Here is a 12,675-nt window from a genome sequence, read left to right on the forward strand (position 1 = left end):
ATGGATTCCAGCCTGATTAATCTTGCGGTGTAGAAGCCGCGATCAACTTCTCGCGGGTGACTGCATGACGGGGGACATCAGCGGTGATCCGGCCATCAGCCATCACCAGAATACGGTCCGCCAGCGCCATCACTTCGTCCAGCTCTGATGAAGAAAACATCACTGCCAGCCCCTGTTGCGCCATTTTGCCGATAAGGTGATACACGTCGGTTTTCGCCCCTACGTCGATGCCGCGGGTCGGTTCATCGAGGAACACTACCTGCGGCTGTGTCATCAATGCTTTACCCAGTACCACTTTTTGCTGGTTTCCACCGCTGAGTGAGGTGATGGGCAATGCAGGATCGCTGACTTTGATGGCAAGTTGCTGAATCATCTCCTTCACGCTGGTCTGCTCTTTATGCGGATTCAGCCATTTCCAGGCCCGACGAAAACCCTGCAGACTGAGGTCAGAGAGCGTCATATTGGATTGAATCGACATCATCTGAACGACGCCTTCGCCCTGTCTATCTTCCGGCACCAGCGCAAGCCCTTTCTTAAGTCGAGACTGAAAGTGGGCTTTATCGATACACTCACCGTTGAGTTGAATGCTACCGCTCTGGCAGGGCATCAGACCTACCAGTCCTTTGAACAACTCGGTGCGTCCGGCACCCAGCAGACCGTAGATCCCAATCACCTCGCCTTTATTCAGGCTGAACGACACGTCATTGAGCTTATAGCCGCCGCTGGAGTGAAGCGCGGTCAGCCCTCGCACGTCGAGAACCGTATTGCCTTGCGGAGCCGGTTGATAATCGAAGTGTTTTTTCTTATCGCCCACCATCTGTTCGATGATCCACGGAATGCTGGCATCACTGACCGGACGCTCGCTGATAAAGCGACCGTCGCGGAAAATGGTGATGTAGTCGCCAATTTCCATGAGCTCTTCCAGCCGATGGGAAATATAGATAATGGTGACGCCGCGTCGTTTGAGTTGCTCAATCACGTTGAACAGGATTTTGACTTCAGACTGACTCAGCGCAGAGGTGGGTTCATCCATGATTAAGACGCGCGTATCTTTTGAGAGCGCGCGGGCAATCTCGACCAGTTGCTGGTGGCCGATCCCCAGTTCTTCTAAGGGCGTGTATGGATCAACATCCAGTTCCAGTCGCTTTAGAAGGCTTTGTGCCAACGCGTACTGGTATTTTTCGTTAATTTTCCCTTTCTGAAAAAACTCGTTAGCCATGAAAATATTATCCATGACATTCATATTCGGGAATAAATTCAACTCCTGAAAAATAATACTGATACCCAATTTTTCAGCCTGATGCGTCGAATTCATAGAAACAGGCGTACCATCCAGAAAAATTTCACCGGAGGATGGAGTTTCGACACCAGCAAGCATTTTCATCATGGTGGATTTACCCGCACCATTTTCTCCGATCAGAACATTCACTTTATTCCGATATACCCGATAATTGACGTTATCTAATGCCACCACGCCAGGATAGACACGAGACAGGCTGCGGGTTTCGATAATGACTTCCGATTCGACGGGTTGGGGAGTGACGATATCTTGCTGTTGCATGTTATTGTCCTCCTGCAGGTTCAATTTTTGCGGGCGTAATATCAGGGATCGTCTGAGGAAGATCCCAGGCGGAAAATACACCATACACTTGCGCCGATTCGCCGGTTTTAAGTTGGGCCGTCTGAATCATTTTTATCGCCTGGTCGTTAATGGCACGACCATACTCGCCAAATAACACCTGGTCGTTAAAATCGCCGTAAGTCGCGCCCTTATAAGCATCACGTAATTGCGTACCGCGTAATGTTGGACCAATCTGAACAATAATATTGCTGCCGCTTTTGTCCGCGATGGTCATTTTTCCACTCCGGGAAGCGGTATCGATCGTGCCAATATTGCCTTCAACCTTTACGTAAAAGATGCAGGGGTTCTCTTCCTGAGAACGATAGCCCAGTTTTTTACAGGCGCTATCGAAGTCTTTCTCGGCCTGTAACGCAGCCATTAAATCTGCCACCGGACGAGCCTGCCCAACAATTTGCGGCACAATTTTGTTTTGCCACGTCTGGTCTATATTGGCCATATGGGGATTTGGCGGAGATTTCAGATCCGCAAGCTCCTGCTGCGAGACAATGCGGCATCCGCCCACGGTCAATACCACCAGCGCCAGCCAGGCTTTTTTAGACATAATGTTCTCCTCTGCGCCTCCGCAGAGGCGCAACTACCCGAGATCAGGACTTGATATTGAAATCCTGTACTTTATCTGCGTTATCTTTGGTGATGAGAATGCCGCGGAACATGACGCGTTGTTTCTCTGGTTTCACGCCTTTTTGCAGGTAGTTATCCAGATCGGTCACGCCCTGTGCGGCGATCGCCTGTGCCTGCAGCATGACAGTAGCCTGTAAGGTACCGGCTTTCACCGCATCGCGTTCATCGTTGCTACCATCGATACCGACGACCACAACGTCATTGCGGTTTGCGGCTTTCAACGCGGCGATAGCACCCAGCGCAACAGGACCGTTACCGCAGATGACGCCTTTCACATCCGGGTGGGCTTGCAGAATACTGTCCATAATTCGCTTACCGTCGATAAGCGTCCCTTTAGCATCTTGTCTGGCGACGCTGACCATATCCGGGAACTGGTCAATCACCTGGTGGAAAGATTTAGAACGGGTAACGCAGTTATTATCGGCGAGGTTACAAGTCAGCTCGGCGTATTTCCCTTTTTCCCCCATTTTCTCAACAAAAACGTTGGCAACTTCAGAACCTGCCTGGAAGTTATTATGGGTAATTTGCACCAGCGCCACATCATCTACGGGAATTTCGCGGTTGATTAATATGACGGGAATACCGGCTTTTTTCGCTTTTTCAATGGCGGCGACGCTGGCCGTTGAATCCGCATTATCCAGAATGATGCCCTGAACTTTTTTGCCGATAGCGGTATCAATCAATTCATTCTGTTTTTTGACATCTTCACTGTGCGACAAAATGGTGGTTTTGTAGCCTAACTCCTGGGCTTTTTCACTGGCGCCTTTGGCTTCTGACGCGTAATACGGATTATCCAGTGAATTCACCATAATCATAATTGTCCCTTTTTCTGCCGCATGGGCAGAAAAAGACAAAGCAGTCAGGGTTGCAGCGGTTAACAGCGTTAAACGTAATTTCATGACAATGTTCTCTCTGTGTTGTTATTGTCGGGTACGGTGAAACAACGTAAAGCATGAATTCTTGTAAAACAGGGCTAATGGTCCGGGGTTCTCCTTCTGTTAATGAATAGGGGTGTCACGCATCTTCCCTGGTGAGGCGTCAGGCGGACGGGGCCGGTTTCCATCGTGTTCTGTTCACCGCATTGCGCCACTCCTGCCATCTTTTTTGCAGGCGATGATGGCGAGCCATGTCGGGCTGAAATGCGCTGTGTACGGTTAAAAAGGCTTTTAAATCAGTGAGCGAGCCGGGATGGAGCGCTTTGCGTGCCAGTAACGCGGCGCCAATAGCCGACAACTCAGGCACATCGCTGCGCATCACCGGACAGCCCAGCAGGTCTGCCTGGTATTGCATTAACCAGTCATTCTTTGTCGGGCCGCCGTCGACCATCAGTGCCGACACGCTAAAGTCCTCATGCTGTTGCATGGCGACCACGACATCGGCGATTTGATAGGTAATCGACTCCAGGGCGGCGCGGATCAGATGGGCACGCTTAACGCCGCGACTCAGCCCGCAGATCACGCCGCGCGCGCTGTCATCCCACCAGGGGGCGCCGAGCCCGGTTAATGCCGGGACAAAGTACACGCCCAGGGTGGACTCAACGGAAGCGGGAAGCGTATTCAGTTCATGAGCCAGTTCGGCGTCAGACAGTTCGCTCAGCCCGGTACTATCAGCCATCCACGCCACCGCATCGCCCGTGTGTGGAATGTTGCCTTCCAGGCCGTAAATAATCTTCTCACCATCGTGCCAGGCAATGGTCGTCGCCAGCGCGCCACTATCGCACTGGGCTGAGGTCACCGGCGCCATCACGGAGGATCCGGTGCCGTAAGTGGCTTTGACACACCCCATCTCGCCGAGGGCGTGACCAAACAGCGCGGCGTGCGAGTCACCAACCATCGACATCACCGGGATACCATCCGCAATACCGTTCAGGCCGCGGGTATAGCCAAATAATCCGCTGGAGGGTTTAATTTCCGGTAAGGCGGCGCGGGGGATGTGGAACAGTTCCAGCATGGTGTCATCCCACTGCCCGGTGTGCAGATTGAGCAACTGGGTGCGGGCCGCGTTAGAGTAGTCGCAGCAGAAAGCCTCGCCGCCGGTTAAATTCCACAGCAGCCAACTGTCGATGGTCCCCAGACAGATTTTTCCCTGGGCCGCGAGCCGCGGGCCATCGGCTACCGACTCCAGCAGCCAGCGCATTTTAGAGGCGGAAAAAAGCGGTGCAATCGGCAGGCCAGTCGTTGTTTTAATCAGGTGTTCTTTGTCGGCGTGGCGTAGTTCTTCACAGTACGCCGCACTGCGCGTGCACTGCCAGGTGATGGCGGAATTCAGCGGTTTGCCCGTCTGGCGATACCAGCCAATGGCGGTTTCACGCTGATTACTGATTGCCAGAGCCGCGACGTTATCGGCGCCAACATGATTGATCGCTTTCGCAATCACATCGAGTGATGCATCAATCAATACCTCGCCGGATTGCTCAACCCAACCTTCACGCGGCGTCTGAATGGCCAGTGGTTGAGAAAATTTGGCGACCACCTGACCCTGTGCGTCCAGTGCTATGGCTTTCGCGTTGGTAGTCCCTTCATCCAGCGCAATGATGAACTCTTTCGTTGCTGCACACATAGATTGATTATCTCCTGAGTCACATTGCGTCCCGGCGTTGAAGGGAAGAGGGACTCCCTTGCTGTCGCGTCTTTACTTAATCAGGCTTGTTTGTGACATCGTGTATTTTTAATGTCTTGAATATATATTCGATGCTGACTATTTATTTAATACCTTAGCCAGAATCTTTCAGTTGGGCTATAGAAAAAATCATCAATTGTGCTGGGAATCACACTTACACAACGGGAAGAATATCAGGTTTGTACGAAATTAACGCAGAGGTGAATCCTTTCAGTTTATTGAAATATAGGGATTTTTACACGGTCTTTGCGTTGAGTCCGTTTTACGCAAAGACCGAAGAGGAAGAGAGTTCAGGCTGTGACTAGCATGCGCGCGGTAGGATAATCCGTGATCAACACGTCGATATAACCGCCGTTAAGCGCCCCTTTGATGGCGGCAACTTTGTCCGTTCCCCCCGCCAGCGCCACGACGTTGGGGCATTTTTTGACTTTCTCGAGCGCCATGCCAATGACCGGATCTTCATCATCCTGTAAGACCGGCTCACCGTTTTTGTCGTAGTAGTGCAGGCAGATATCTCCCACGGCACCGCGATCGGCCAATACCTGGAGCATATCTTCGTGGTAGTAGTTACCCGACGTCTTAAGCAACTGGGATGGTTCCAGAATTCCCACCCCCACAATGGCGATATCGACATTATCGAAACGCGAGATCACCTCGGCGACATCCTTGCTGGCGATCAGCCTATTTTTCTCCTCAACCGATCCCTCAATACTTTGTGAAGGGAGCAGCCAGGCCTCGCAGTTAAGATGTTGTGCCAGCGTCTGGGTTAAAATAGTCGCCTGCACATTGCCGTTTGGCCCGACGCCACCGAGGAGTTGGATCACGCCACCCGCTTTCAGATTCTGGGTATGCACTTCGTCAACCATCGCCCGGATGGTTGAACTCCATGAGGAGACGCCCACCAGATCTTTGGGCCGCAGGCGGGTTTCAAGATAGTGGGCGGCGGCGGAACCAATGGCGCGTTTGATGCTGTGGTCCGTAGCATCGTCTTCGGTATCCACCACGATTGCCTGTTTGAGTCCGTAACGATCTTCGATCCCTTTCTCAAGGTTCAGAAAGATATTTGAGGGCTGTACGACGCTGATTTTTACCACCCCTTCTTTCTGACAGCGGGTGATGGCTCGGGAGATAAACGACTGAGAAAGCGAGAGAAGTTGAGCAATATCGGACTGTTTGCGTCCTTCAAGATAGTAAAGGGTGGCGATTTTAACCAATAGCCGTTGTTCGTCCTGCTTAGCCATATATTTCCCCGAAAATCATTTACGTACAGCCATTATCTTAGAGACTTTTATCATACGCGAAAACAAAAGGCAGGTAAGTGTGATAAAGCTCTAACTTTAGTCAATCCTCAAAAACAGGGATGGACAAATACGAGAATGTGGTTGCATAATTGAATAAAGAATCATTTGTGAATATATATTCATGGTGATTTCAGGTCAACTGATTGTTCCCGACGTCAATGTGGTCGCGGTGAGGAGGCAGAATGTTCCTGAGTAAGATGCCGTGGCGTAAGCCGTGTGATGCGAAGCAAAGGGATTTCTGGTTTTTTTAGTCCCTGGTGGAATAAATATTCCATATTGAAAATAAATTCAGAGGTGTTAAATGAATCCCTGGCACTATGATATCCAGACTCTTGAGCGCACTGCGCGAGCGGTGCGCCGTCACATCGTCAAATTAAACGCCTACAGCCCTGCAGGAGGGCATACCGGTGCGGACCTCTCCCAGGTTGAATTGCTCACCGCGCTCTATTTCCGAATTTTGAATGTCGCGCCGGATCGTATCGACGATGCGGAACGGGACATTTACATCCAGTCCAAAGGTCATGCGGTAGGTTGCTACTACTGTGTTCTGGCTGAGGCCGGTTTTTTCCCTGTTGACTGGCTGAGCACCTACCAGCACGCCAACTCTCATCTTCCGGGCCACCCGGTACGGCAGAAAACGCCGGGTATTGAACTGAACACCGGCGCGCTGGGCCACGGTTTGCCTGTTGCGGTGGGACTGGCGCTGGCCGCGAAGAAAAGCAACAGTGCACGCCGTATCTTTTTAATTACCGGCGATGGTGAACTGGCGGAAGGCAGCAACTGGGAGGCTGCGCTCGCGGCTGCGCATTATGGACTCGATAACCTTGTGATCATTAATGACAAGAATAATCTCCAGTTGGCCGGACCCACGCGTGAAATCATGAATACCGATCCGCTCGCGGATAAATGGCGTGCCTTCGGTATGCAGGTAACCGAATGTCAGGGAAATGATATGGCGTCGGTCGTCAGTACGCTGGAAGGACTGAAACAGGAAGGGAAACCTAATGTGGTGATTGCCAATACCATAAAAGGCGCGGGTATTTCGTTTATCCAGGGGCGTCCAGAGTGGCACCACCGGGTGCCGAAAGGCGAAGAGATTGAACTGGCGCTGGAGGAGTTGAAAGATGAGTAATGCAGAACATCTCGCGAACGTCATGGTTCAGGCGTTTATCGATGCGGTGGAAAAGGGTGTTGATCTGGTGCCGGTTGTGGCTGACTCAACCTCCACCGCGAAAATTGGCCCCTTCATTAAGCAGTTCCCGGACAGACTGGTCAACGTGGGGATTGCCGAACAAAGTATGGTCGGGACAGCGGCAGGGCTTGCGCTCGGCGGCAAGGTTGCGGTCACCTGTAACGCGGCGCCTTTCCTGATTTCTCGCGCTAATGAGCAAATCAAAGTTGACGTTTGCTACAACAATACCAACGTGAAGCTGTTTGGTCTGAACGCGGGGGCCAGCTACGGTCCGCTGGCGAGTACGCACCACGCGATCGACGACATCGCTATTATGCGTGGATTTGGCAATATTCAGATTTTCGCCCCCTCTTCACCACGAGAATGTCGGCAGATTATCGACTATGCCATTGGCTATCAGGGGCCGGTGTATATTCGCATGGACGGAAAGGCGCTCCCGGAACTGCATGACGAGAGCTATCAGTTTGTGCCGGGTGCCGTGGTGACGTTACGTGAAGGCGACGCGTTGGCGCTGGTGGCGACAGGCTCTACGGTCCACGAAATTGTTGATGCGGCCGCGCTGTTAGCCGACTCCGGTATTCAGGCGACGGTGGTGAGTGTACCGTCCATTCGTCCGTGCGATACCAAAGCTTTGTTAGCAGCAGTGAAAGACTGTAAAGCGGTGATTACCGTTGAAGAACATAATATCAACGGTGGACTGGGAAGCCTGGTGGCGGAAGTCCTGGCGGAAGGCGGCACAGGGGCGGTTCTGAAGCGCTTAGGGATCCCGGATGGTGAATACGCTGCGGCAGCAGATCGCAACTGGATGCGCCAGCACCACGGTTTCGATGCCCAGTCGATTGCAACCCAGGCACGGGAAATGCTGTGAGGGTTAACCCGTTGCCACGGTAATGACATGGCTATTTTTTACGAGCCACTGCACATGCCAGATCTGGTCGATGGCCTGTAACCTCATCTGGTCATGCTGAACGTCGAGAATGTGATAATGCATGAATCCGCAGCCTGCCTGCGAGCGTTTTGGGGTTGCCTTAAAGGCGCTCTCTTTGGCGGAAAATGCCAGCGTGAGCGCCTGTTCAAAGGGTAATCCGCTCCCTGCCAGCCGAACTTTTTCTGCTTCTGTGACGATACTACCTGCCAGCTCAGCCGCCGTTTGCGCTGTGAATATCGCTTCTATATCAACTCCCACTGGCTGGTGGGAAACCACCGCCAGCGCGGTAGTGGCGCAGTGGCTGATGCTGCCAGACAGACCTTCCGGCCATAACGGTTGTCGTTGTTCACCCATTCCCGGCACGTTTTTATGACCCCACTCACGTAGCGCCTGAACGGCGGCAATACGACCGGCCAGGTGTTCGGCTTTACGTTTACGTCCGGCACGTGCCAGTTGCGCATGATGAGGCAGCCACAGCAGATCGTGTTCGTGGAAGGTGTCTGGTTCAAACGCCACACCATGCAAGGTGTGGTGAGCCAGAATGAGAGAGGAGTGCGTTGTCTGCATCGTGTCATTAAAACCAGAAACCCTCCTCCATATGGATGGAGGAGGGGAGTGGGTATCAGAAGTGGGTGTTAACGCTCATGTACCACGTACGACCCGGTTCGTTATAGGTGTGCGCGCCAGCGCCTGCCATGTAGGCGCCCGTTTTCGTATCACTCACCGTTTGCGCATTACCTTCACGCCACAAACGTTTGTCGAAGACGTTATCCACGCCGCCGGTCAGGCTGACATTTTTGGTCACGTCCCAGGTCGCGCTCAGACCCACAATGCTGTAGGGGCTGACAGACTGTTTATCTGAACCGGTCACCGGTTTGCCCTGATAATCGTATTTCTTCGGCTCCTGTTTGCCGTACCAGGTAAAGGTGGATTGCAGAGAAACATCCTGATGTACCTGCCAGCTCAGCGTTGAGTTCAGCGTGTACTCCGGAATAATCGACAGGCGTTCGCCGGTCTCTTTGTTTTTACTCTGCAGCATGTAAGTGATGTTGTTGGTCCAGTTAACGGTGTTGCTAACCGGTACGTTCAGCGTCCCTTCCAGCCCTTCCACGACCGCTTTAGGTACGTTCTCCCACTGATAGATATCGGTGTAGGTGGTTTTGCCTTTGTTGGTGATAGACGTACGGCTCATCGGTACCGTACCGGCTTCGATCTTGTTGCGATAATCGTTGCGGAACCAGGTCACCCCTGCCAGCCAGCCATCATGTTTGAACTCAAGGCCAATCTCTTTGTTGATGCTGGTTTCTGCTTTCAGATCGTCGTTACCCATCATGTAACAGCCGATACCGGTCGCGGCACCCGTGGCATAGCAGCCCTGGCCTTTACTGTACAAAATGTAGTTCGGGTTGGTCTGATACAGGCTTGGCGCTTTATACGCCCGCGCAATGCCCATCTTCAGGGTGAAGTCATCGCCCAGACCCTGTGACAGATTCAGCGATGGGCTCCAGTTGTCGCCCACGATGCTGTGGTGATCGAAACGCAGGCCCGGCGTCAGCATGGTGCTGTCAGTCAGCTCCATGTTGTTCTCAGCGAACAGCGAGAAAATTTCCGCTTTTGAATAAGGGCTGCGGTCGGTGCTGCTGGAGCCTGGAATATCCCCGCCCATAAAGGTTTGCGAGTTGGAGAGCATATCCTTCATGCGCTGCTGGGTCCATTCAGTGCCCAGCGTCAGGTTCTGGTTAACCAGCAAATCGAACGGCATGCTGATTTCACTGTGCAACGTGACGTCGTTCAGGTCGGCATCAACATATTTCTGTGACGCTTTCGGGTCGAAGATCCCTTCCGTACCGCCCGCCAGACCTTCCGGCGTACGGGAGTTACGCGTATGTTCGTATTGCACCCAGTTGGTGGTGGTGACACCGTTATCCCAACCGCCGTTCCAGGTCAGCGAGTAGTTCTGACGGTAGAGACGGTTAGTCTCTTTGCCGTAGTTATCTTTCACCAACTGGTTGGTATTGGTGTTCTGCGTGTCCCCGGCATACAGGTTACCCTGACGGCTATAGCCGGCTTCCAGTTCAATAGACTGCATCGGCGCGAAGTCCCAACGCACCACACCGTTAACGTCCTTGTTGATAACGCCTTCACGACCGGCTGGCAGCGTGTCGGCATAAGTACCGGTACGTTCAGACTGATGGCCCTGGTTGATGTTGCGCGCATCGGCCTGCGTTTTATCCAGGTTACCGAACAGGCGGAAGCTGAAATCCCCGCCCAGCGGACCGTTGAGGGTAAAGTTAGTGCGTTTGGTTGCGCCTTCCTCTTTGTGTTCCGGTGCGTTGAAATAGGTATTCCAGGAGCCGTGCCACTCGTTGCTGCCTTTTTTGGTGATGATATTTACTACGCCGCCGGCGGCACCATTACCGTAACGTGCAGCAGCAGGCCCGCGCAGGACTTCAATGCGTTCGATCATCTCCGGCGGCACCCAGGACGTATCGCCACGGGTATCGCGTTCACCGCGCCAGCCAAGGCGTACGGAGTTACGGCTGGTCACCGGTTTACCGTCAATCAGGATTAGGGTGTTTTCTGGACCCATCCCACGAATATCAATCTGACGGTTATTGCCGCGCTGGCCGCTGGTCGAGTTACCGGTCAGGTTAACGCCTGGCATGGTACGAATGATTTCAGAGACGTCGCGAGCGGGAGGGTTTTTGCGAATTTCATCTGCGGTGATAGTCGACACGCCAGGCGCCTGCAAGTTCTGCTGGGCGGCGGTAACCACAATAGTATCTTCATGAGAGACGGCGGTGCTATCAGCGGTTTCTTCTGCCATTGCGGGCAGCGCTACCCCGTAAATCCCTAAGTTGACCAATAAGGCCAGGGAATGAATCTTCTTGTTCATTGTCTTTCCTGCTTTTCTTTAGCCACGTGTACCAGACACCTGAGATCGGTATCCGGCCCGATGTCGCCCGCCTCTGCGAAAACCCTCCGTTCCAGAAAAGCCCGCAGCGCGGTTGGTTAAAAACTGTTCGCGCTTCCCACGGCGCGTCAATACGCTATTGCAAATGCAAATAGTTATCAATAATATTATCAATATATTTCATAAAACAATGAAAAAAATCACAATAAACATGAGGTTATGACGGTGACGGCGTTAACGGTAGGCAGCGAGGCCTGGTGGCAGTCAAAAAACGGTCCGCAATGGACGCGTGAAGCAGACGGAAATTACCGGGTGACCTTCTGGTGGCGCGATCCGCAGGGGAGTGAATTTCACTCAGCCATTCAGCGAGTCTGGGTATACATCACGGGCGTTACCGATCATCACCAGAATGTCTTTCCTCAGACGATGCAGCGTATTGCCGGAACGGATGTCTGGCAGTGGCAGACCGTGTTAAGCGCTAACTGGCGCGGCAGCTACTGCTTTATTCCCTCAACGCAGGAGGAGTCATTTGCCTCGTTGAAGACTGATGGCGTGTTGGATCGCGCGGCGTTGCGCGAAGGCTGGCGGCAACTGTTGCCACAGGCGATTGCCGATCCACTTAATCCGTTGAGCTGGAAAGGGGGACGAGGGCACGCCGTGTCTGCGCTTGAGATGCCGCACGCCCCTGCGCAACCGGGCTGGGACTCCCCACAAACGCCAGTGTCGTCGCCGGTGGTTCTGCAATGGAATAGCGCGCGTCTGGGTAATACGCGTCGGGTATGGGTCTTTACGACCGGTGATGCGCAGCCGGATGAACGCCCCCTGGCGGTTCTCCTCGACGGGCAATTCTGGGCGCAGAGCATGCCCGTCTGGCCTGCGCTCACTTCACTCACTCAGCGGGGGCAACTTCCACCGGCGGTGTATCTGCTTATTGATGCCATCGATACCACACATCGCAGCCGTGAACTTCCCTGCAACGCGGATTTCTGGCTAGCGGTTCAACACGAGTTATTACCGCAGGTCCGGCGCGCCGCACCCTTCAGCGATCGTCCTGAGCGCACGATCGTTGCAGGGCAAAGTTTTGGCGGGTTGTCATCGCTGTTTGCCGGGTTGCACTGGCCGGAACGCTTTGGCTGCGTACTCAGCCAGTCCGGTTCTTACTGGTGGCCCCATCGTGGCGGTCAACAGAACGGGCTGATTATTGAGCAACTCCGCGCTGGCACGCTGTCCGCGAAGGGACTACGGATTGTTCTCGAGGCGGGAGTCCGCGAACCGGTTATCTTGCGCGCGAATCAGGCGCTCTACACACAACTACAGACGACACAGCAGTCGGTTTTCTGGCGTCAGGTTGACGGCGGACATGATGCGCTTTGCTGGCGTGGCGGACTGACGCAGGGGTTGATCGACCTCTGGACGCCGCTGCTCTGAGCGAGCGATTTTCCACGACAGGAGTTGAGT

Annotated in this window: 10 protein-coding genes; 3 read left to right on the plus strand and 7 right to left on the minus strand. The window is 53.3% G+C overall.

Annotated features, from left to right (window positions below; all coding sequences use genetic code 11):
• Positions 1-16: 16 nt before the first annotated feature.
• The 5 genes from HVZ37_RS06445 to HVZ37_RS06465 all read right to left on the minus strand — a co-directional run bounded on the left by HVZ37_RS06445 (position 17) and on the right by HVZ37_RS06465 (position 6,123).
• Positions 17-1,561, minus strand: coding sequence for a sugar ABC transporter ATP-binding protein (locus HVZ37_RS06445; RefSeq protein WP_043001476.1), 1,545 nt, complete (start codon positions 1,559-1,561; stop codon positions 17-19).
• 1 nt (position 1,562) lies between these two features.
• Entirely contained in the window at positions 1,563-2,183 is a 621-nt protein-coding gene (locus tag HVZ37_RS06450; RefSeq protein ID WP_044266436.1) for a DUF2291 domain-containing protein, read from the minus strand.
• A gap of 43 nt (positions 2,184-2,226) precedes the next feature.
• Positions 2,227-3,162, minus strand: coding sequence for a D-ribose ABC transporter substrate-binding protein (locus tag HVZ37_RS06455; protein ID WP_043001474.1), 936 nt, complete (start codon positions 3,160-3,162; stop codon positions 2,227-2,229).
• Between the two features lie 139 nt (positions 3,163-3,301).
• On the minus strand, positions 3,302-4,822 hold the full coding sequence (locus HVZ37_RS06460; protein WP_181628239.1) for an FGGY-family carbohydrate kinase: 1,521 nt from the start codon (positions 4,820-4,822) through the stop codon (positions 3,302-3,304).
• 350 nt (positions 4,823-5,172) lie between these two features.
• Positions 5,173-6,123: a sugar-binding transcriptional regulator gene (locus tag HVZ37_RS06465; protein ID WP_043001472.1), complete on the minus strand. Its 951-nt coding sequence runs from the start codon at positions 6,121-6,123 to the stop codon at positions 5,173-5,175.
• 361 nt (positions 6,124-6,484) lie between these two features.
• Between HVZ37_RS06465 and HVZ37_RS06470 the strand changes: the two genes are divergently transcribed.
• Positions 6,485-7,315 carry a transketolase gene (locus HVZ37_RS06470; protein WP_043001471.1) on the plus strand — a complete coding sequence of 277 codons (831 nt, stop codon included), beginning with the start codon at positions 6,485-6,487 and terminating at the stop codon, positions 7,313-7,315.
• Positions 7,308-8,243 carry a transketolase C-terminal domain-containing protein gene (locus HVZ37_RS06475; RefSeq protein ID WP_181628240.1) on the plus strand — a complete coding sequence of 312 codons (936 nt, stop codon included), beginning with the start codon at positions 7,308-7,310 and terminating at the stop codon, positions 8,241-8,243. Before HVZ37_RS06470 ends, HVZ37_RS06475 begins: the two co-directional genes overlap by 8 nt.
• Positions 8,244-8,246: 3 nt before the next feature.
• On the opposite strand, the gene entD is transcribed toward HVZ37_RS06475, so the two are convergent.
• Positions 8,247-8,870, minus strand: coding sequence for an enterobactin synthase subunit EntD (gene entD / locus HVZ37_RS06480; protein ID WP_044266430.1), 624 nt, complete (start codon positions 8,868-8,870; stop codon positions 8,247-8,249).
• 55 nt (positions 8,871-8,925) lie between these two features.
• Positions 8,926-11,199, minus strand: a complete 2,274-nt coding sequence (locus HVZ37_RS06485; RefSeq protein ID WP_054176113.1) for a TonB-dependent siderophore receptor — start codon at positions 11,197-11,199, stop codon at positions 8,926-8,928.
• 243 nt (positions 11,200-11,442) lie between these two features.
• Between HVZ37_RS06485 and fes the strand changes: the two genes are divergently transcribed.
• A complete protein-coding gene (fes, locus tag HVZ37_RS06490) occupies positions 11,443-12,645 on the plus strand; it encodes an enterochelin esterase (protein WP_043001992.1) in 1,203 nt (400 codons plus the stop codon).
• The last annotated feature ends 30 nt before the right edge of the window (positions 12,646-12,675 follow it).

It is taken from the genome of Citrobacter sp. RHB35-C17, assembly GCF_013816795.1.
GTDB lineage: Bacteria > Pseudomonadota > Gammaproteobacteria > Enterobacterales > Enterobacteriaceae > Citrobacter_A > Citrobacter_A amalonaticus.